The 21,903-nt window shown below is 67.2% G+C and carries 13 protein-coding genes; 4 read left to right on the forward strand and 9 right to left on the reverse strand.

Annotated elements, in window-relative coordinates; genetic code table 11:
- Positions 1 to 312: 312 nt before the first annotated feature.
- The 4 genes from RTQ83_RS01320 to RTQ83_RS01335 form a co-directional block, all read right to left on the reverse strand.
- Entirely contained in the window at positions 313 to 4,518 is a 4,206-nt protein-coding gene (locus tag RTQ83_RS01320; RefSeq protein ID WP_312510737.1) for an ATP-binding protein, read from the reverse strand.
- Positions 4,519 to 4,799: 281 nt separating this feature from the next.
- Positions 4,800 to 8,006 (reverse strand): efflux RND transporter permease subunit, encoded by a 3,207-nt coding sequence (locus RTQ83_RS01325; protein WP_312510739.1) that lies wholly within the window; start codon positions 8,004 to 8,006, stop codon positions 4,800 to 4,802.
- Between the two features lie 63 nt (positions 8,007 to 8,069).
- Positions 8,070 to 9,236, reverse strand: coding sequence for an efflux RND transporter periplasmic adaptor subunit (locus RTQ83_RS01330; protein ID WP_312510741.1), 1,167 nt, complete (start codon positions 9,234 to 9,236; stop codon positions 8,070 to 8,072).
- Positions 9,237 to 9,547: 311 nt separating this feature from the next.
- Entirely contained in the window at positions 9,548 to 9,970 is a 423-nt protein-coding gene (locus RTQ83_RS01335) for a divergent PAP2 family protein (protein ID WP_312510742.1), read from the reverse strand.
- 148 nt (positions 9,971 to 10,118) lie between these two features.
- On the opposite strand from RTQ83_RS01335, the gene RTQ83_RS01340 reads away from it, so the two are divergent.
- The gene (locus RTQ83_RS01340) at positions 10,119 to 11,180 is read left to right on the forward strand and encodes a DUF475 domain-containing protein (RefSeq protein WP_312510744.1); all 1,062 of its coding nucleotides are present in this window, start codon (positions 10,119 to 10,121) and stop codon (positions 11,178 to 11,180) included.
- A gap of 139 nt (positions 11,181 to 11,319) precedes the next feature.
- Positions 11,320 to 11,733: a hypothetical protein gene (locus RTQ83_RS01345; protein WP_312510745.1), complete on the forward strand. Its 414-nt coding sequence runs from the start codon at positions 11,320 to 11,322 to the stop codon at positions 11,731 to 11,733.
- A 15-nt stretch (positions 11,734 to 11,748) separates the two neighbouring features.
- Here RTQ83_RS01345 and RTQ83_RS01350 read toward each other — a convergent pair whose 3' ends face one another.
- The gene (locus RTQ83_RS01350) at positions 11,749 to 14,154 is read right to left on the reverse strand and encodes a hypothetical protein (RefSeq protein WP_312510746.1); all 2,406 of its coding nucleotides are present in this window, start codon (positions 14,152 to 14,154) and stop codon (positions 11,749 to 11,751) included.
- Positions 14,155 to 14,292: 138 nt separating this feature from the next.
- Entirely contained in the window at positions 14,293 to 15,291 is a 999-nt protein-coding gene (locus RTQ83_RS01355; RefSeq protein ID WP_312510747.1) for a serine/threonine protein kinase, read from the reverse strand.
- A gap of 157 nt (positions 15,292 to 15,448) precedes the next feature.
- Here RTQ83_RS01355 and RTQ83_RS01360 point away from each other — a divergent pair, with 157 nt between their 5' ends.
- Together RTQ83_RS01360 and RTQ83_RS01365 are read left to right on the forward strand one after the other, a co-directional pair.
- Complete coding sequence (locus RTQ83_RS01360) at positions 15,449 to 16,489, forward strand: alpha/beta hydrolase (RefSeq protein ID WP_312510748.1); 1,041 nt, start codon at positions 15,449 to 15,451, stop codon at positions 16,487 to 16,489.
- Positions 16,490 to 16,635: 146 nt separating this feature from the next.
- The gene (locus RTQ83_RS01365) at positions 16,636 to 17,328 is read left to right on the forward strand and encodes a UPF0149 family protein (RefSeq protein ID WP_312510749.1); all 693 of its coding nucleotides are present in this window, start codon (positions 16,636 to 16,638) and stop codon (positions 17,326 to 17,328) included.
- 86 nt (positions 17,329 to 17,414) lie between these two features.
- Here the strand turns inward: RTQ83_RS01365 and RTQ83_RS01370 are convergent, their stop codons facing one another.
- The 3 genes from RTQ83_RS01370 to orn all read right to left on the reverse strand — a co-directional run bounded on the left by RTQ83_RS01370 (position 17,415) and on the right by orn (position 21,848).
- Positions 17,415 to 18,488, reverse strand: a complete 1,074-nt coding sequence (locus RTQ83_RS01370; protein WP_312510750.1) for an HPP family protein — start codon at positions 18,486 to 18,488, stop codon at positions 17,415 to 17,417.
- 178 nt (positions 18,489 to 18,666) lie between these two features.
- Positions 18,667 to 21,156: an ATP-binding protein gene (locus tag RTQ83_RS01375; protein WP_312510751.1), complete on the reverse strand. Its 2,490-nt coding sequence runs from the start codon at positions 21,154 to 21,156 to the stop codon at positions 18,667 to 18,669.
- 113 nt (positions 21,157 to 21,269) lie between these two features.
- Positions 21,270 to 21,848: an oligoribonuclease gene (orn, locus tag RTQ83_RS01380; protein WP_312510752.1), complete on the reverse strand. Its 579-nt coding sequence runs from the start codon at positions 21,846 to 21,848 to the stop codon at positions 21,270 to 21,272.
- Positions 21,849 to 21,903 lie beyond the last annotated feature (55 nt).

A 21,903-nucleotide genomic window follows, 5' to 3' on the forward strand; every position in this document is an offset into this window, starting at 1 on the left:
TTCATTGGCGCCCATGAGTGACCCTGCTTGCATTCAGTTTCCGTAGAGCCGCGTGATTGAACATGCCCTGCTTTCCACTTGCTGAAGCTGCCAGGCCTTGGCCGCTAGCTGTGGAAAATCGTTTGCAATCCGGAATTACTCAAGCCTAGCCGGGGTCAGGTCCGAAAAGCGGACACGGCCTCAGCAAGAACACGGGTCAGCACCCGAACGTATGGCCAGATAGCTGCAAAGATCTCGCCACCAGCGTCGAGCCCGTGTCTCACTTTCGGATCTGACCCCATCGTGTGACCCATCGTGCTCTGCTGAAGAGCTCTACTTCGCCGCCACGTCGGCAATCAAACGCTCGACGGTATCGAAGTCGGCCGGCTTGGTCAGGTGATGATTGAACCCGGCGCGGCGCGAGCGCTGGCGGTCCTGCTCGGCGCCCCAGCCGGTCAGCGCCACCAGGGTGGCATGCGCCATGCCGTCGATCAGGCGCATCTCGGCCGCCGCTTCGTAGCCGCTCATGTCGGGCAGGCCGATGTCGAGGAACACCACCTGCGGCAGGTGGGCCGCGGCCTGGCGCAGCGCCGAGGCGCCGTCGGCGGCCAGCATAACCGCATGGCCATTCATCTCGAGCAGCGCCTGCAGGATCTCGGCGGCGTCGACGTTGTCGTCGACCACCAGGATGCGCAGCGATCCGGACGCGGCGGGAGCAGCCGGTTGCTCTGCGGCCACCACTGCTTCAGGCGCCGCGTCCCCGCCTGCTGGCAACGGCAGGCACACTGTGAAGCAGCTGCCACGCCCGGCCCCTTCGCTGGCGGCGCACACCCGGCCGCCGTGCAGCTGCACTAGGCGCTGCACCAGGTTCAGGCCGACACCGAGGCCGCCCTGGGCCATGCCGGCCGCATCCTTGACTTGGGCATACATGTCGAACACCGTCTGCAGCATGTCGGGCGCGATACCAATGCCATTGTCGGATACCGAGATCGCCACTTCCTCCCTGCCGCCGTCCGTGCGCCTGACCTCGGCCGCGACCTCGATCGCGCCGCCCTGCGGCGTGTACTTGGCGGCGTTGTTGATCAGGTTGCTGAGGATCTGGGCCAGGCGGTGGCGGTCAGCCTGCAGCGCCACCGGCGCCTCGGGCAGACGCAGGGTCAAGACGTGGCGCCCGGCTTCGATCTGCGGTGCGCACATCTCCACCGCCTGGCGCACCACCGCGTCCAGCATCACCGTCTCCAGGCGCAGCGTCACCTTGCCTTCGGCCAGGCGCGCCATGTCGAGCAGGTCGTCGACCAGGTGCACCATGTGGTCGACCTGGCGCTGCATGATGCCTTGCACATTGGTCGCCGCGGCGCCGATACGCATCAGTTCCAGGCCGGACCGGATCGGCGCCAGCGGGTTGCGCAGCTCGTGCGCAAGGGTGAACAGGAATTCGCTTTGCAGCCGGTTCTTCTCGGTCAGCTCGCTGGCCAGCCGCTTGAGCTCCTGCTCGGCCAGCTTGTGGCGGTCGATGTCGAGCGTGACGCCGTCGAAGCGCGCCGGCCGGCCGCTGTCGTCCAGGCCGCACCAGCCGATCGCGCGCAGCCAGCGCGGCGCCAGGCCATCGCGCGCGCCCGGGGCGATGCTGCGGAACTCGATGTCGAGCCGCGCGCCGTGCCGCAGCGCGTGCGCGATGCCGTCCTCGAGGCGCACGCGGTCGCCCTGCTCGACCGCGTCGAGCAGGGTCGCCAGCGGCGCCTGCACCGGCGTGGCGCGCCCACCAGCCAGGCCGAAGTGGCCCGCCATCTCGGCATTGAGCTGGAAGCCCGTGAACGGCGCGTCGGCGTACCAGACGCCGATGTCACCGGCTTCGGACACGCGCTCGAAGCGCTCCTGCAGCAGCTTTCGTTCATGGACGTCGATCACGGTGCCGACGTAGCCGTCCGGGGCGCCGCTGGCGTCCAGGCGCGGCATGCCGGCGTCGATGAACCAGCGGTAGCTGCCGTCATGGCGGCGCAGCCGGTAATCGAGCGAGAACGGCTGGCGCGCGGCGTTCGCCGCCAGGAATATCTCGCCCGAACGCGCCATGTCTTCCGGATGCACATTCTGCAGCCAACCCATGCCCAGGTCCTGCTCCGGGGTGCGGCCGGTGTAGTCGTACCAGCGCTGGCTCAGGTAAGTGCACTGCCCGTCGTTGTCGGTGGTCCACAGGGTCGCCGGCGAGGCATCGATCAGCGCATGCACTTCGGCTTCGCGCTGGGCCGCTTCGCGCGCCGCCTGCAGCCGCTCGCGCCCTTGCGTGACCTGGGTACGCACCCGCGCCAGCAGTTCGTTGGCCGAGAACGGCTTCACCAGGTAGTCGTCGGCGCCGGCCTGCAAGCCTTCGACCTTGGCTTCTTCGCCGGCGCGCGCCGACAGCAGCATCACCGGCAGGTGGCGCAGCGTCTCGCTGGCGCGGATGCGCGCGATCAGGCCGAAGCCGTCCAGGCGCGGCATCATCACGTCGCTCAGCAGCAGGTCGTGCGGGTCGTTCAGCAGCGCCTCGAACGCGGCTTCGCCGTCGGCGCAGGCGCGCACCTCGGCGTGCGGTTCGAGCAGCGACTTGAGATAGGCGCGCATGTCGTTGTTGTCGTCGGCAATCAGGATGCGCGGACGCTGCGCCGCGGCGTCATCGGACGTCGTCGCCAGGTCGGCCGCTGCGGCCGGCGCACGCACCGTTTCTTCGTCGGGCAGCCAGCGCAGCGCTTCCTCCACAAAGGCGGCGCCCATGCGCTGGCTGGCGGCGCCGTCGTCCGGCGCCTGCGCGATGCGCTCCTGCGGCAGGTGGGCGCTGCCGAACGGCAGGTCGACGTCGAAGCGCGTGCCTTCGCCATACACGCTGGACACGGCGATGCTGCCGCCGTGCAGGCGCACCAGCTCCTGGATCAGGGCCAGGCCGATGCCGGTGCCTTCATAGGTGCGCCCGGGGGCGCCTTCGATGCGGTGGAAGCGCTCGAACATGCGCGGCAGTTCATGCTCCGGGATGCCGGTGCCGCTGTCCTGCACCGACAGCCGCGCCATGCCGCCGTGTTCGCGCAGCGTCACCGTGACGCTGCCCTGCAGGGTGAACTTGAAGGCGTTGGACAGCAGGTTGAAGACGATCTTTTCCCACATATCGCGGTCGACGTACACCGCCTGGCCCAGGTCGTCGAGCTCGACCCGGTAGTCCAGGCCGCCCTTGGCCATGGCCGACTCGAACACGCCGGCCAGGTCGAGCGTCACCTGTGCCAGGTCGACCGGCACATAGCTGGCCTGCACCCGCCCGGCTTCGATGCGCGAGAAGTCGAGCAGCGAATTGACCAGTTTCAGGAGGCGCAGCGCGTTGCGGTGCGTGACGTCAACGCGCTTGCGCTGGACCGGTTCCAGCGGCTCACTGGTGTCGGCCAGGGCGTCCTCGAGCGGCCCCAGGATCAGCGTCAGCGGGGTGCGGAATTCGTGCGAGACGTTGGAAAAGAACGCGGTCTTGGCGCGGTCGATCACGGCCAACTCTTCGGCGCGCTTCTGCTCCTGCTCGTAGGCGACCACGTTGCCGACCGCGGTGTTCACGGCCGCCGCCAGCAGTTCGTAGAAGTTGCGGTACTCGGCGTCGAGCGCGCGCCGCACGCTGACGCCGGCCACGATGAAGCCGAACGGCTGCTGCTGGCCCGGCAGCGTGACCGGCAGCACCAGCGCCGAGCGCGGCGGATCTTCGTAGGGACCGCAGGCGGCGCCTTCCAGGCGCTCGACGACGTCGTCGACCTGCTCGGCCGCGTGCGCGGCGCCGCTCTTCGCGAACGGAAGAAGATTGTCATCGAAGGCCAGCGTCGATGGCGCCAGCACGCAGCCCTCGGGCAGGCCTGCATTCGCGCGCAGCTGCAGCTGGCCGCCGTCGGCATCGAGCTGGTAGAACAGCACGAACGGAACGTCGGGCGCCAGGCGCGCATGATGGCGCTCGATCTGCCGGCCGATCTCGTCGACCGTGCGGGTGCCGGCCAGGTCGGCGCTCAGGTCGCGCAGCGACTGGGTGCGGCGCGCCCCAAGCACCACGGCGGTGGTTTCGGTGATCGGGTGGAATACGCCGCCCACCGCCCCCGACTCGTCGCGGATCGGCGAGAACGAGAACGTCATGTTGGCTTCTTCCAGGTAGCCGCTGCGATCGAGGAACATCTGCTGGTCCTTGATGTAGGCGCCCTGGCCCTGGTGCGCGCGCTCGAAGGCGTCGCCCACCACCGGCAAGGCCGAGGCCCAGATCACCTTGAATGGCGCCCCCATCGAGGCCGGGTGCAGGTCGCCGCAGATTGGACGATAGGCGTCGTTGTAGATCTGGATGTCGTCGGGGCCCCAGCACACCAGGATCGGGAAGGTCGAGGACAGACACAGGCTGACCGAGGTGCGCAGACTCTGCGGCCATTCGGACAGCGGACCCAGCGGCGTCTTCGACCAGTCCATGCTGCGGATCAGTTCGCCCATCTCTCCGCCGCCCGCCAGCCAGTTGAGGTCGGTATCAAGGCTGGCAAGGGACAATTCGGATTCGGACATGGCGGGCGCTTTACAGGTGGGTCTCGGTCGACAGGCAAGGCTATTAACCAAGCTCAGCAGGACATTCTACGGCATCGGACAATCCCCCATTGTAAAAGCTTTAAAAACTTCCAGTATTCAACTGTGCCGAAAAGAATCACTTCCCCGACGAAATGCAATGTTTGCGTGGGAATCTCGCACATGCAGCGTGCATGAAAAAACGGCCGGCATCGCTGCCGGCCGTACTGTCTGATATCAGCTAACCTTGCCTGACAAGCAAGACTGACCCGTGCGCGTCTGCCTCATACAGGCTGCGCCTTGCCGCGTCCGCGGCCGCTCACGTACCGCACCCCACGCATGATGGCGCGGTACAGCAGGCGCACCATGGTCAGGGTCAGGATCGCTTCCACCAGCGTCAGACCGAACGCCGCCAGCGAGCCCCAGCGTTCATTGCGGCGGCCGAACTTGGCGGCCATGCGGTCGCGTGCGATCTCGATGCTGTCGTAGAAAGTCGGCACCACCAGCAGCGTCAGCAGGGTCGAGGTGATGGTGCCGCCGATGATGGCGATCGCCAGCGGCTGGAAGAACTGGCCGGCGTCGCCCAGGGCCAGCGCCACCGGCAGCATGCCCGCGATCAGCGCGAAGGTGGTCATCAGGATCGGGCGCAGGCGCTTGCGGCCGGCGGCCATCAGCGCTTCTTCGCGGTCCATGCCTTCGCGTTCTAGGTCGCGCGCCGCGTCCAGCAGCAGGATCGCGTTCTTGGCCACCAGGCCCATCAGCATGATGATGCCGATCATGCTCATCATGTTGAGGGTGTTCTTGGTCAGGATCAGGGCCAGCACCACGCCGATCAGGGACAGCGGCAGCGACAGCATCACGCCCAGCGGCGCGGTGAACGAGCCGAACTGCATCACCAGGATCAGGTACATCAGGGCGATGCCAGACAGCAGCGCGATCTGCATCGCCTGCATCAGTTCCTGCTGGTCTTCGCCGGCGCCGCCCAGCGACAGGCCGTAGCCCGGCGGGAAGTCGAAGGTGCGTGCCAGCGCCATCGCATCCTTGGTGACTTCGCCGGCCGCGCGGCCCTGGACGTTGGCCGAGACCGTGATCAGGCGCTCGCCATCCTTGTGGCGGATGCCGGACGGGCCCTTGCCCATGGTGATGGTGGCGATCTGCTCGAGCGGCACCATCATGCCGGTGCCGGCCACCGAGATCGGCAGGCGCTCGATGCTTTCGGTATTCACGCGGTCGTCCGGATGCAGGCGCACCGCCACGTCGCGGGTTTCGCTGGTCGGGTCGACCCAGTCGCCGACCTCGATGCCGGCGAAGGCCACGCGCAGCGACTGGGCGGCATCGTTGACCGAGATGCCCATGGCGTTGGCCAGGCCGCGGTCGAGCACAATCTGCAGCTCGTTCTTTGGATCCTGCTCCGACAGCGAGACGTCGACCGCACCCGGCACTTCACGCAGCTTGGCCATGTAGGCGGTGGTCAGTTCCATCAGTTTGCGCGAATCGGGACCGGTGAACTCGATCTGGACCGGCTTGCCGCCGCCGTTCAGGTCGTCGATGACGGTGTATTCGGCGCCGACCAGGGGAGCCAGCTTCTGGCGCAGCTCGATCGCGATCTCGGCGGCGGTGCGGTTGCGCTCGCTGCGGCGGCCGATGTCGACCGTGACGCGGCCGCCGTTGAGGTCGATCCTGCTGTTGGTGTCCTTGGTCTCGGGAATCTTGCGCGCCAGTTCGGCCGCGGCTTCCACCTTGCGCCGGGCATACTCGATGCTCGACGACGCCGGGGTGCGCACCTCGACCTGGACGTTGCCCGAGTCCATCTTCGGCTGGAAGCTGGTGCCGCCGAAGTTGGCCTGCAGCGCGATCGCGGCGACGAAGCTGGCGAACGCGATCACGCTCATCCAGCGGCGGTGGTGCAGCGCCCAGGCGATCACGTGGCCGTAGCGGTCGGCCTGGTGGTCGAACCAGTGATTGAAGCGGTCGAGCACGCGGCCCAGGCCCTTCTTCGGCGCATTGTGGTGGCCCGGCGGGTCGCCCCAGTAGGCCGACAGCATCGGGTCGAGCGTGAACGAGATCAGCAGCGAGACGATCACCGAGCAGGTCACGGTCAGGGCGAACGGACGGAACCATTCGCCGGCCAGGCCCGGCATGAAGGCCACCGGCACGAACACCGCCATGATCGAGAAGGTGGTGGCGGCCACCGCCAGGCCGATCTCGGCCGTGCCTTCCAGGGCCGCGGTGCGGCGGTCGGAACCCATTTCCATGTGACGCACGATGTTCTCGCGCACCACGATCGCATCGTCGATCAGGACGCCGATCGCCAGCGACAGGCCGAGCAGGGTCATGAAATTCAGGGTGAAGCCGCACAGCCAGACCGCGATGAAGGCCGCCAGCACCGAGGTCGGCAGCGCCAGCGCGGTGATCAGGGTCGAGCGCCAGGAGTTGAGGAAGGCGTACACCACGAATACGGTCAGCACCGCGCCCAGCACCAGCGATTCGATCACGTTGTTCAGGCTCAGCTGCGCTTCGCGGCCGCCGTCGCGCGTGACTTCCAGCTTGGTGCCTTCGGGCAGTTCCTTGTTGACTTCCTCGACCACCGCGTGCACCTTCTTGGCCAGCGCTACGGTGGAGGCGTCGCGCGAGCGCGAGATGTACAGGCCGACGTTCGGCTTGCCGCTGCGGATCGAGAGCGAGTTGATGTCGGCGAAGCCGTCCTCGATCTCGGCCACCTGGCTCAGGCGCACGATCTGGTCGCCGTTACGCTTGACCACGATCTGCGAAAAGTCTTCGGGACGCTCGATGCGGCCGATCAGGCGGATGCCCTTCTCGTCCAGTTCGTCGCGCAGCTTGCCGACCGGGGCGTTGGTGTTGCCGCTGCGCAGGGCGTTGGTGACCTCGGTCACCGAGACATTGAATTCGCGCAGCTTCTCCGAGCGCAGCAGCACCGACAGTTCACGGCGCAGGGCGCCGCCGACGTTCACGATCGAGACGCCTTCGATGCCGCGGAAGCGGTCGGCCAGCACGTCTTCGGCATAACGCGAGATGTCGGCGTGGGTCTGGCTGGTCGAGGACAGGGCCAGTTGCATGATCGGGTCGGCCGCCGGATCGACCCGGCGCAGCACCGGCTCGCGCATCTCGAGCGGCAGCTTGTAGCGCACTGCGGAAATCGCGTTGCGCACGTCGTCCGAGGCTTCGATCAGGTCGCGGTCGAAGTCGAACCACAGCAGAATGCTGACCCCGCCTTCGTATGAATTCGAGGTGAGCTCGTCCACGCCCTGGATCGCCTGCAACTGCTTTTCGATGCGGTTGGTGACTTCGCGCTCGGCGGTCTCGGGCGAGGCGCCCGGATACGGGATGTCGACCACGATCAGCGGCAGGTCGACGTCCGGGTTCTGGTTGACCTTCAGCTTGGACAGGGCCAGCAGGCCCATGGCCATCATCGCCACGATGATCACGATCGTGGCGATCGGTTTCTTGACACTAAAATTGGACAGAAACATCTTGTTTTCCTGGTTATAGTTCTGTTTCGGCGTATTGCTTCAGCTGCTTATTCAGCTGCTTGTTCAGTTGCTTTGTCCCTTGCCCTGCCCCTGGGCCGGCGCCGCTGCCGCCGCCGGAGCTGCGCTGGCCACACGCGCGGTGGCCATGTCGACCTTCTGCCCGTCCTTCAGGTTCGAAGTCGGGGCGCGCAGCACGATGTCGCCGGCCGCCAGGCCCTGCTTGACCTCGAAGTTGCCGGTACGCGGGTCGCGCGCGCCGATCACCAGGTTCACGCGCGCCAGGGTCTTGTCCTTGATGCGCCAGGTGTAGTTGCTGTCGCCCTGGCGCACCAGCGCGCTCTCAGGCAGCATCAGGGCGTCGCTGCTGGCGGCATCGACCCGCCCTTCGGCGTACAGGCCGGCCACACGTGGCTGGGCGTTGTCGGCGAAGGCCACCAGCACCTCGACCTGGCGCGTGACCGGATTCGCGGCCGGGTCGATGCGGCGCACCGTGCCGGCGAACAGCTGGTCGCCGTAGCCGTTGACGCGGAATTTCACCGGCTGGCCGATCTTGACGGTGCTGACCGAATCGGCCGACACCGCGCCTTCGAAGCGCATGCTGGACGGATCGATCACCTTCACCAGTTCCTTGCCGATGGTGGCGGTGTCGCCGTTCGAAACCTTGCGCTCGGAGACGATGCCGTCGAACGGCGCGCGCACCGTGGTGCGGGCCAGCTGCTGGCGCGCGGTGGCGACGCGGCTCTTGGAGGCCGACAGTTCGCTCAGCGCGTTGTTGCGCGCCATCTCGGCGTCGTCCAGCGCCTTCATCGAGGTCATGCCGGACGCGCTCAGGGTCTTCAGGCGCTCGACCTGGCGGTTGGCCTGGTCCAGCGCCAGGCCGGCGGCGCGCTGCGCATCCTCGGCCGAGGTCAGGGTGTCGCGGATCGAGGTTTCATCGAGGCGCACCAGCACGTCGCCGCGCCGGACCGGTTCGCCGTTCTCCTTGAGCACCTGCAGCACGATGGCCGAGACTTCGGCGCGCAAGTCGGCGCGGCGCTCGGGCTGGATCGAGCCGGTGATCACCGGGCCGGAGGCGATCGCACCGCTGCTCACGGTCAGCACGTCTTCCGGCGCCACCGACAGCTGCGTCGGCTTGTTGTCCTTGGCCTGTTCGGGCCCCTTGGCGGAATCCTTGCCGCAGGCGGCGAGGCTGGCGGCGATGGCGAGGACGAGAAGGGTTTTGCGCAGCATTGTGGATCTCCGGAGAATGGACTTCGTGTCTTTGTAAGTATGAAAAATTTTGTAGTGCGTATGCTTCTTGCGAGCGATTCTTAGAACGCGAACAGATACGGTCAGCAGGCAGTATTCAGGAGGGGCCCATCGGCGTCAATCGAGGAAACTGTGGTCTGCGGGATTCGATGGATGAACTGCGGATTTTGGCGATGAGCTGCGTTGCAGCCCGGATGGAATGCCCGGGTCCGGCGGACGGTTGGACGTCCGCCGGACGCTCTGTGGCTGGCGGCGCGTACACATGAGTAACGTACATACGCGCCATACGATGGTCAGAATCCGCCGAGCACGGCGTTGATCAGGAAGCCCATGCCGATGCCGGTCAATACCCCGCCGGCGATCTCGATCTTGGTGTGGCCCATGCGCTCGCGCAGTACTACGTACTCGGTCTTGCCATCGTGCAGGCGGTTCAGCGCCACCGCGTGGCGGCCGACGTGCTGGCGCAGGCTGTTGGCGTCGATCATGACGATGAAGGCCAGCGTCACCGCGACCCCGAAGGCTGGATGGTCCATGCCCTCGCGCAGGGCGATCAGGGTCGCCATGCTGGTCACCACGGCGCTGTGGTTGCTGGGGAAGCCGCCGTTGCCGACCAGGTCGAAGGCCCAGCGCCGCAGGCGGATGCTGGAAATGAGGAATTTGATCGGGCCGACCACCATCCAGGTCAACACCGGTGTCACGAGATAAATAAGGTCCATGAGATTATAAGAATGAAAAATGCGGAGTGAAAAATGCTGGCCAGAATTATCTCAGAAGCAAGCTTCGCCGGGCGACTTTCCGAACGGCCCCAAGCTTTCAAGAACCGGTAATATTCCTCCAACCCGTACTGACAGACAAGGAGAAGACATGCAGCATTTCCGCTGGTCGTTCATCGTCACCGTCGTCCTGATGGCCCTGGCCGGCTGGTGGGGCTACGAGCATCGCGGCATGGCCGGCCTGCTGCAGGCGCTGTGGATCACCGCCATCCTCGGCGTGCTGGAAGTGTCGCTTTCTTTCGACAATGCGGTCGTCAACGCCTCGGTGCTGAAGCACTGGAACGAATTCTGGCGCAAGCTGTTCCTCACCGTCGGCATCCTGGTGGCGGTGTTCGGCATGCGCCTGCTGTTCCCGCTGGTGATCGTCGCGGTGGCTACCGGCCTCGGTCTGGTGGACGTCTGGCACATGGCGATCGAGAATCCGAACGAATATTCGCGCCACCTGACCGAGCACCACGCCGAAGTGGCGGCTTTCGGCGGCGCCTTCCTGGCGCTGGTGTTCCTCAACTTTTTGTTTGACGAAGAGAAGGAACTGCACTGGCTGGGCTGGATCGAGGAAAAGATGGGCCAGTACGGCACCGGCGGCCTGGCGGTATTGATCACCCTGCTCGGCGTGCTGGCCTCGATGAGCCTGATGCCGCCGGAACGTAAACTGGCGGTGCTGCTGGCCGGCGTGGTCGGGGTGCTGGTGTATATCGGCGTCCAGTGGCTCAGCGGCCTGCTGGAAGAGAAGGAAGAAGACCCGTCGGTCGGGGCCATGATCTCGCAGGGCAGCATCGGCGGTTTCCTGTACCTGGAAGTGCTGGACGCCTCGTTCTCTTTCGACGGCGTGATCGGCGCGTTCGCGATCACCAACGACGTGGTCATCATCATGCTGGGCCTGGCGATCGGCGCCATGTTCGTGCGCTCGATGACGGTGTTCCTGGTCTACAAGGGCACGCTGCAGCAGTTCGTCTATCTCGAGCATGGGGCGCACTACGCGATCGGGATCCTGGCGCTGATCATGTTCCTCGGCGTGCACTATCACATCCCGGAGTGGTTCACTGGACTGTCGGGGCTGGCCTTCATCCTGGTATCGCTGTGGTCGTCGGTGCGCTACCGGCGGCGCATGGAGGCCGAGGAAGCGGCGGGCGGCGTCAAGACGATGACGTAAAGGGGACGCGGGCCGCCGCACCGGAGCGGATCGGGATATCCGACGCGGCGGTTTGCGATCCGGGCCGGGCATGGCAGAATGGGCGCGCACCGCTACAGCGCTGCCATTTCGATCATTCATTAGGAACCATCGCCCTACCATGCCGACCACTTCGCCCAAGCGCGTCACCGCCCTCCTGCTCGCCGTCATCGTCATCGTTGCCGTCCTGGGCAGCCTGTACACCTGGTTCACGCTGAACTGGTCGTATTCCGAAGGCGACCGCGCCGGTTACCTGCAATCGTTCTCGAAGAAGGGCTGGCTGTGCAAGACCTGGGAAGGTGAGATCCTGCTGTCGAGCATGCCGGGGGCGATTCCGGAACGCTTCGCCTTCACCGTACGTGACGATGAGGTGGCCAAGCAGCTCAATACCAATATCGGGCGCCGGGTGCAGGTGTCGTACGAGCAGCACAAGGGTGTGCCGACCTCGTGCTTCGGGGATACCGAGTATTTCGTGAAGGGCGTGGTGATGGGGCCGGTGAATCCGGTGTCGCCAAGCGATGCGCCAGCCCGGTAGGGTTGGCGAAACGGTTTATTGATCCAGCTTGCGCTGGTTCGCCACGACTTCGGCCAGCCGGGCCGCGGCCTGCGCGGCCGACGATTCGGCCGCCCTCGCCTGCGACTGCTTGAAGCGGCCCAGCACTTCGCGCGTCAGGTCGGCCGAGACCGAGCGCTGACCCGCCTCCTGGCGCCGTTCGCCGATCGCGCGTTCGGTGGCCGCCAGTTCCGCCGCCTGTTCGTCCTGGCGCTTGCTTTCCAGGTTCACCAGGTGCTTGCGCGCGTCGGCCATCTGCTGGGTGGCGTAGGCCGACTTGCGCTGCATCTCGGCGTGGGCCTGGGCGTGTTCGAGCAGCACGCGCTGGGCTTCACGCTTGTCGATCGCGGCCTGCATCGCGGCCTGTTCCACCAGTTCGCGCTCGCGCGCCAGCTGCGCCTGTTCTTCCTCGGCTTCGGCGCGCGCCTGCGCCGCCTGGGCGGCCGCCTGTTCGGATGCCAGGCGCGCCGCCGCCGCTTCGTTGGCGCGGGCGTCGGCCGCGGCCTGCTGGCGCTGGGCGGCCAGCTTGCGCTCGACCAGGGCCAGCGATTCGCGCGCGGCCTGGGTCGCTTCGCGCTCGGCGGCGATGGCCTGCTCGGTCAGCTGCACCTGCTGGCGCTCGACCGAGACCCGCTCGGCCTGGGCTTCGGCCAGTTCGGCCGCGCGCCGGGTCTGGGCCTGCTGGGCCTCGGCGGCCGCTTCGGCTTGCGCCGCTTCTTCGATCGCGGCGTCGGCCTGGGCCTGCTGTGCTTCCCAGGCTGCGCGCTGCGCGGCTTCCAGACGTTGTTCGGCTTCGGCCTGCTGGCGTAGCGCCGCTGCTGCCGCTTCCTCGGCTTCGGCGCGTGCCTGCGCGGCCAGCGTCAGGGAGCGCTCGGCCGCCTGCTTTTGTTCCAGCGTCGCCAATGCCGCGGCCTCCGCCTCCAGCCGTTCGCGCTCGGCCCGGGCCAGCGCTTCGGCCTCCTGCCGGTTGCGCTCGGCCAGCTCGGCTGCCTGGCGCTGCAACTCGGCGCGTTCGGTCTCAAACGCCAGCGCCGCCGCTTCGGCATCGTTCTGCGCCGCCAGGGCGTCGGCCGCGATCCGGGCCTGCTCGGCGCGCTCGCGCGCCAGCGCCTGTTCGCGGATATGTTCTTCCTGCTCGCGCCGCGCCGCTTCCTGCGCCGCTTCGTCGGCCGCCTTGCGTTCGCGGGCGGCGAGCGCCGCCTCGGCCTCGGCCTCGAGCCGCGCCTGGCTCTGCATGCCGGCTTCTTCCTCGGCGCGCGCGCGATCTTCCGACACGTCCAGCAGGCGGCGGTCGGCTTCGATGCGCGCTTCGGTGGCGGCCAGGATGCGCAGTTCGGCTTCGCGCCGTGCGTCGGCGCTGCTGGCGGCCATCTGCTCCATGCGCTCGCGGTGGGTGGCGGCGTCACGCAATTCCTTCTCGGTCTGCAGGCGCATGCGCAGCGATTGCGCGGCCACCCGCTCGGATTCGGCCTGGGCCAGCGCGATCGCTTCGCGCTCCTGTTCGATGTGGGCAAAGGCGCGCGCTTCTTCCAGCGCGCGCGCTTCGGCCGCCGCGCGCTGGAATGCGGAGCTCAGCGCCACCTGGTCGGCGCGTTCGCGCTGCAGCGTCAGTTCCAGCGCTTCGGCTTCGGCCTGGGCCAGCTTCTCGGCGGTCTGGCGCGCGGCCTTTTCGGCGCGTTCGCGCTCGCGCGCAAGGATCGCGATGCGGGCGTCGGCGCTGGCGTTGTGCAGCACTTCTTCCTTGGCCGCGGCCACCGCCGCCATCCGCTCGGCCGCCTGCAGGCGTGCCTGCTCGGTCTGCAGCACCAGCTCGTCGGCGGCACGCGCGGCCTTGGCGGCCAGTTCCGCTTCGGCCTCGATCTGCACCGTGGCGCGGCGGCGCGCTTCTTCCTCGCTGCGCACGCGCGCCTCGGCCGCCAGGCGCACCTCGGTCTCGGTCTTGACGCGGGCGCGCAGCTCGGCGGTTTCCTGGCGGATCGCTTCCAGACGCTCGCTCGAGGCCTGGGCCGCCGCGCGCAGCGAGTCCAGGCGGTCGCGGTTGGCGGCGATCGCTTCTTCGGATGCCTGGGAATTAGCCAGCGCGGCCGCAGCGGCGGCGGCATCCAGCGCGGCGCGTTCTTCGGCCAGTGCGCGCGCCTGGGCTTCGGCGTGGGCGCGGCTTTCGGCGGCGACGTTGGCCTTGGCCTCGGCTTCGACGCGCGCGATCGCTTCCTGGATCTCGCGCATTTCGAGCGGCTTGCGCTCGGCCGGCGCCGCAGCCTCCGCTGGAGCGGGACCGGCGGCCTGTGCCTGTGCCGCCTCGCGCGCGCTCGCGTCTGCGGGCGCATCCGGCGGCGGCGCGTCCATCTGCGACAGGTCGATCATGAAGTCGGCATCGTCTGGCTTGGCTTGGTTCGGTTCCATGAAAGCTCTCGTTAGCGGCGATCCCGAGGATGGGATGTGTCGTGTCGATTATCCGGCAAAATTGCAAGACGTGCCACGCCGAACAGCGGGCGGCATCCCTGTCAGCTCATCGGTTTGCGCTGCGTATTTACTGATGTGTCATACCGGCCACAGCGGAGGCTCATCCATGAGCGCGACCTGTTCACGTAGCTCGAGAATGCGATCCTGCCAGTAGCGCTGGGTATTGAACCAGGGGAAAGCGGCCGGGAACGCCGGATCGTCCCAGCGCATCGCCAGCCACGCCGCATAATGGATCAGGCGCAGCGTGCGCAGCGCCTCGACCAGGTACAGCTGGCGCGGGTGGAACTCGCAGAAATCCTCGTAGCCGGCCAGCACGTCGCCCATTTGGCGCACCATGTCCTGGCGCTCGCCCGACAGCAGCATCCACAGGTCCTGCACCGCCGGCCCCATGCGGCTGTCGTCGAAGTCGACGAAGTGCGGCCCGTCGGGCGTCCACAGCACGTTGCTGCCGTGGCAGTCGCCGTGCAGGCGCAGCAGGGGCAATTCGCCGGCGCGCTCGTAGCAGCGCTGCACGCCATCGAGCGCCTGCTCGACCACGCTAGTCCAGGCCGGCAACAGCTCGGGAGGGACGAAGCCGTTGCTGCGCAGGTAGTCGAACGGTACGCGGCCGAAGGTGTGCGGGTCGAGTGCCGGCCGATGCTGGTACGGCCTGGCTGCGCCGACCGCGTGGATGCGGCCGATGAAGCGCCCGATCCATTCCAGCACCTCGGGCCGGTCGAGCTCGGGAGCGCGGCCGCCGCGGCTGGGGAACACGGCGAAGCTGAAGCCGGCATGCCGGTGCAGCGTGCGGCCGTCGATCGTCATGGCCGGCACCGCCGGCACTTCCTGTTCCACCAGTTCGGCCACGAAGCCGTGCTCTTCGAGGATGGCGGCATCGCTCCAGCGCTCGGGCCGGTAAAACTTGACCACCACCGGCGCGCCCTCGTCCAGGCCGGCCCGGTAGACCCGGTTTTCATAGCTGTTCAGCGCCAGCAGGCGCCCATCCGCGTGCAGGCCGACACTGTCGAGCGCGTCGAGCACGGTGGCGGGGTCGAGCCGGGCAAACGGGTGCTGCGGGGTGTCGTCGTCGATGTCCATGCGCGCATTGTACGGTGGCGCACGCGAAACCGCGAATGACCCGATTTTCGTAAGGCTGGGTTCGCTCACGCACCGAGCGCGGGCCGCTAACGAGGTCTGATGTCATAAACGTAACCCGACGCAGTCGCGTGCGGTACGAAACACCGAAAGGAAGAACATGAAGAAGTCGTTGACCCTGACCGTCGCCGCGGTTGCCGCCGGCCTGCTGTGCGGCGTCGCCATCGCCCAGAACGCGCAGCCGCCGAAGGCCGAGCCGAACATGCAGAAAGTGCTGGACGCGATGGCATCCTTGAAACCAAAGCCGATCGAGACCCTGTCGCCGGAAGAAGCGCGCAAGCAGCCGACGCCTGCCGACGCGGTCAAGACGCTGATGGCGGATATGGGCAAGAGCACCGCACCGGAACCGGGCGTGACCATGAAGACCATGAACGTCCAGGGCAAAGGCGGCAGCTTCCCGGTCCACGTCTTCACCCCTGAAGGCAAGGGCCCGTTCCCGATCGTGGTCTACTACCACGGCGGCGGCTTCGTGATCGCCGACACCAAGGTGTATGAATCGTCGGTGCGCGCACTGGCCAAAGGCGCGAAAGCGGTCGTGGTCTCGGCCGACTACCGCCGCGCCCCGGAGCACAAGTTCCCGACCCAGACCGAGGATGCACTGGCCGCCTACCAGTGGGCGATCGCGCACGCCAAGGAAATCAACGGCGACCCGATGCGCGTGGCGGTGGCCGGCGAGTCGGCCGGCGGCAACCTGGCGACCGTGGTGTCGATGATGGCGCGCGACCAGAAGATCCAGATGCCGGTGCACCAGCTGCTGGTCTACCCGGTGGTCAACGACGACATGAACAACGAGTCGTACAAGAAGAACGCCAACGCCAAGCCGCTCAACAAGCCGATGATGGAATGGTTCTTCAAGCACTACGGCGCCGATCCGAAGAACCCGTACGCGCTGCCGATGAAGGCGACTTCGCTGAAAGGCCTGCCGCCGGCGACCGTGATCACGGCCGAGATCGACCCGCTGATGACCGAGGGCAAGGCCTACGCCGACCGCCTGAAGAAGGAAGGCGTGGCGGTCAACTACAAGCACTACACGGGCGTGACCCACGAATTCTTCGGCATGGGCGCGGTGGTGCCGAAGGCCAAGGAAGCGAACGATTTCGCGACCGGCGAGCTGACCAAGGCATTCAACGCCAAGCGTTGATTCAAAGTTGACAACAGGTTGATGGCAGCGTGAAGACGCCGGCAAGTCCGGCGTCTTTTTTTTGCACGATCTTTTTCGTGCTCGCCGGCGGCGCAGGCGTTACACTGAGCGCCTTCAACGCAACAAGCCCACCTTTACAGATTCCCATGCATCTCGAACAGCCCCTTTCCGAAAAAGAATTCGACGACCTCGACCAGTTCCTGCTCTCCGACCGTTGCTCCGACGACGCGATGACGATGGACACCCTGCACGGCTACCTGACCGCGATCGCGATCGGCCCGGAAACCATCATGCCGGCCGAGTGGCTGCCGCTGGTCTGGGGCGAGGACGAAGCCGCCGCGCCGAAGTGGAAGAACAAGAAAGAAGAAGAAAAGATCATCAACCTGATCATGCGCTTCATGAACGAAGTGCTGATCACCTTCGAAGTCTCGCCCAAGGAATTCGAGCCGCTCTACTGCGAGCACGAATACGAAGGCAAGACCCTGATCGACCCGGAAGCCTGGTGCTGGGGTTTCTGGGAAGGCGTCGAACTGCGCGCCGAGGCCTGGGAACGGATCTGGGATTCGGAAGTCGCGGAACTGATCCGCCCGATCTACCTGCTCGGTGCCGATGAGATCGAGGAAGAAGAGCTGAAGGAAGTCGACGACCCGGTCAAGGTGCACGCGCTGGCGCTGGAAATCGAAGCCAACGTGCCGGCCATCTACCGCTACTGGCTGCCGCTGCGCAAGGGCGCGGTCGAGACGGTCAAGCGCGAAGAGCCGAAGGTCGGGCGTAACGACGACTGCCCTTGCGGCAGCGGCAAGAAGTACAAGAAGTGCTGCGGGGCCGACGCGGCGTAAAGCAAGCGGGCGGCAGACTGCCGCCGACGTTTAATCGGTAGGATGGCGCCACCGATGCATCACCTGGGGTTGCCGGCGTGGATGTTTCATGCGCCGCGCTCCACCGCGTGCAGCGCCACCAGTACTTCCACCGGCCCGGCCATGCCGGCCAGCTTGCCCGACCCGTCCACCACCGGCACCCGCGCCAATCCATGGCGCGCGGCCAGCGTCGCCACCACGGACGCCGGTTGCCCTGCGTCCACCGCAATCCCCGTCGTCATCAGATCGGCCACCTGCACCGGCCCCTTGCGCCGTGCCAGCGCATGCAGCGTACGCGTTCCCAGCGTGCGCGCCTCCTGCTCGGCCGCCGCCTGCAGCAGGCTGGCCTGGGTCAGCACGCCAAGCAGGCGACCTTCCCCGTCCACCACCGGCAGCGACGCGATCCGGTGCTTGAGCAGCTGGGCGCGCGCCGCCGCCAGCGGCATGTCGGGCGTCAGCCGCGCCAGCGGCGCCACCGCGACGTCGCCGGCATGCATGCGCAGTGCGCGCCGTTCGGCGGCGTGGTGCTCGGCGTCGTGCACGATGGCCGCCAGGTCGGCGCGCGACACGTCCAGCGCCTCGCCGAATTCGGCCAGCGCGGCGTCGATGTCTTCATCGTCGACCACATTGTCCAGCGGCGCCGCAGCGGGCACCGGCTTGTGCGGATGGCGCGCCCCGGTCAGGCGGTTGTAGGCCAGCGCGGCCAGCACCAGCAGCACCGAATTCAGGCCCACCGGCGCGATCGCGAAGCCCAGCCCCAGTTCGTGCACGGCCGGCCCGCCCAGCACCGCCGTCATCGCCGCCGCCCCGCCCGGCGGGTGCAGGCAGCGCAGCAGGAACATCATGGCGATCGCCAACCCGCCGGCCAGCGGCGCGGCGAACATCGGATCGGGAACCAGCTGGGCACAGACGGCGCCGGTCAGGGCCGACACCACGTTGCCGCCGATGACCGGCCACGGCTGCGCCAGCGGACTGGCGGGGACGCAGAACAGCAGCACGGCGGACGCAGCCATCGGGGCCACCAGCCAGGCGATGTGGGCGTCGGGCGCGGTCCAGGACAGTACGACCTGGCTGAGCACCCCGGACAGCATCAGGCCGACCAGGGCGCCAAAAGCAGCCCGGGCCTGGCTGGACAGGGGCAAGGCGACCGGATGCGGCCGCCTTAGCAGAGTATGAAGAATGGGTGGCATTGCACCAATGTCGAGCGCAAAGAATGCCATTACAACACATCTGCACGGTCGAGGTGCGAGCGAGGTCGATTTCGGTGCAGCTTATGCACACCTGATGTGCACTGTTGCGATATCGGTACGGTATCGCGTACTACCCTGCCGTCACCGGCTGGCCAGACCTGCCGTGCGCACCGGCCGCCGCCCGCCGCACGTCGTCGAGCAGTTCCAGCAAACGCTCGAAATCGACCGGCTTGACCAGGTGATGCGCAAACCCCGCCGCCAGCGCCGCCTCGCGGTCCTGCTGCTGCCCGTAACCGGTGATCGCGATCAGGGTCGCGTGCGCGGTGAGCGGCTCGGCGCGCAGGCGGCGCGCCAGTTCGCGGCCGTCGATCTCGGGCAGGCCGATGTCGAGCAGGCACACGTCGGGGCGGATGCTGCGGGCACGTTCGAGCGCACGCAGCGAGTCGTGTTCGACCACCACTTCGTGCCCTTCGCTGGCCAGCAGCAGGCCGAGCGTTTCGGCGGCGTCGACGTTATCGTCCACCACCAGCACGCGCAGGCGCGCAGCCGGGCGCGCGGACGCGGCCAACGCCGGGGCGCCGCCGTGCGGCTCGGCCGTAACCGGCTCGTCCAGCAGCGGCAGCGTGATCACGAAGGTGCTGCCCTTGCCCGGTCCGGGACTGGAACAGGCGACCGTGCCGCCGTGCAGCTCGACCAGGTGCTTGACCAGCGCCAGCCCCAGCCCGAGCCCGCCCTGGGCGCGGTCGGACGAGCGCTCGGCCTGGGCGAACAGGTCGAACACGCGCTTGGTGAGCTCGCGTTCCATGCCGATGCCCTCGTCGCGTACGCTCAGCATCAGGCGCGTGCCCACCACTTCGGCGCGCAGGTCGATGCCGCGGCCGGCCGGAGTGTACTTGGCGGCGTTGCCCAGCACGTTGGCCACCACCTGCACCAGGCGCGCCTTGTCGCCGCGCACGCTGGCCCCCGGCGGCGGCAGGCGCAGCGTCAGGCGCTGGGCGCGTTCCTCGATCGACGGCCGCACCTGTTCCACCGCATCCTCGACCACGGTCCTGGCCGACACGCTCGCCTGCCCAAGCGTGATCAGGCCGCGCGTCACGCGCGATACGTCCAGCAAATCGTCCACCAGGCGCGTCATGTGGCGCACCTGGCGCCCGATGATGCCGCTGCTCTGGCGCACCCGCGTTTCGTCGAGCGCGCCGACGCGCAGCAGTTCGGCGGCGGCGCTGATCGGCGCCAGCGGGTTGCGCAGCTCGTGCGCCAGCATCGCCAGGAATTCGTCCTTGCGGCGGTCGGCATCCATCAGCTTTTCCTCGGCAAGCTTGCGGTCGGTGATGTCGCGGAAGAAGGCCGCCACGCCGCCGTCCTGGGTGGCGTAGGCGCGGATGTCGGACCAGACCCGGCGCCCGTCCGCGAACACGCGGCAGTATTCGGCGCTGCCGGCCTGGCGCTCCTGCATCACCTTGCGGTACATGCGCCCGGCCGCGGTGTCGATCGACTCGGGGAATGCGTCCCAGTGGTTGCGCCCCAGGATCTCCTCGCGCGCCACGCCGCAGATGCGCTGGCCTTCGGTGTTCATGCGCTGGATCACCCAGTTGCGGTCGAACAGCGCGAAGCCTTCCGAGATGTTGTCGAAGATGTCGCGCCCGCGGTCGCGCTCGTCGCGCAGCAGGGCCTGGGCGCGCGCGGTTTCGGCGGCCGACCAGGTGCGCTCGGCCACGTCGCGCGCCAGTGCGATGTCGTGCGCGGTCCACGAGCGCGGGGTCGGGCTGTCCACGCCGAGGCAGGCGATCAGGCGCCCGGACTTCACCAGCGGCACCACCAGCAGCGCGCCGATGCGCTCGTCGACCCAGGCGGCGCGCAGATCGGCCGCGCGCGGGTCGTTGGCGGCGTCGTGGATGCGCACCACCGCGCCGCTGCGCAGCTCGGCCACGATGGCGGGACTGAAGTCGTTCAGGGGAAAGCGCGCGTGGTGGGTACCGGGATGCGCGGCGTCGTCGCTGCCGCGCGTCCACAGGCGCGGCCAGGCCAGCCGGCCGCTGAGCGGATCGATCTCGGCGTACAGCACCCGCGCCGCGCCCAGCTCCGCGCCCAGCAGCGCGCTCGAGGTGCGGATCACGTCATCCGGCGCTTCGATCGGGCTCAGCGCATCCGACACCTTCAGCTCGAAGGCGGCGCGGCGCTCGGCCAGCACGCGCGAACTGGTTTCCATGCAGGTGCAGAACAGGCCGGCGCTGGCGCCGTCGGCGTCGTGCAGCGGCGCATACGAAAAAGTGAACCAGGCCTGCTCGGGAAAGCCGTGGCGCGCGATCGTCAGTTCAAGGTCTTCGAAATACACCGCCTTGCCGCCCAGGGTACGTTCGACCATGGGCCGCAACTCCGGCCAGACTTCGGACCAGACCTCGGAAAACGGACGTCCGAGCGCGGCCGGGTAATGCTCGCCGAGGATCGGGATGTAGGCGTCGTTATAGAGAAAGCCCAGCTGCGGTCCCCACGCGATGAACATGGGGAAGGAGGAATGCAGCATCATGTCGACCGCCGTGCGCAGCGACGGCGGCCAGCCCTGGGGGTCGCCGAGGGGGGAGCGGCGCCAGTCGTGGCTGCGCATCTGCGCGGCCATCATGCTGTCGCCTGCGAATCCAGTGTGCTGAAGAGGGGCCATGCCACCGATTGTCGCACACCTGCTTGTCCATATCGGCTTTTTTTACCGGTTCTGCCGGTTAGGCAGTCCCAGCGTTACAGGCGGATGAAGTGCTCGCGGTAATACTTGAGTTCTTCGATCGACTCGATGATGTCGGCCAGCGCGGTGTGCTTCTGCGCTTTCTTGAAGCCGCTCGCCAGTTCCGGCTTCCAGCGCTTGCACAGTTCCTTCAGCGTCGACACATCCAGGTTACGGTAGTGGAAGAAGGCTTCCAGCTTGGGCATGCCGCGCGCCATGAAGCGGCGGTCCTGGCAGATCGAGTTGCCGCACATCGGCGACTTGTTGGCCGGGACGTACTGTTTCAGGAAAGCGATCAGCTCCTGCTCGGCCTGGGCTTCGCTAACGCTTGAAGCTCGTACGCGGTCGATCAGGCCCGACTTGCCGTGAGTGCCCTTGTTCCAGTTGTCCATCTTGTCCAGCGTCTCGTCCGACTGGTGGATGGCGAACACCGGGCCTTCGGCGATCACGTTCAGGTCTGGATCGGTAACCACCACCGCCACCTCGATGATGCGGTCGTTGTCCGGGTCCAGGCCGGTCATCTCCATGTCCAGCCAGACCAGGTTGAATTCGTTCGGACGCTGCGCTGCAGCAGTAGTTTGTGTAGCTTGTGACATAATTCTCTCTTAGCCTTGTTTCGCCAAATTGTAATCCTGCATTTTCTCACAGGCA

The organism is Massilia sp. (assembly GCF_031995545.1).
Classification (GTDB): domain Bacteria; phylum Pseudomonadota; class Gammaproteobacteria; order Burkholderiales; family Burkholderiaceae_D; genus Telluria.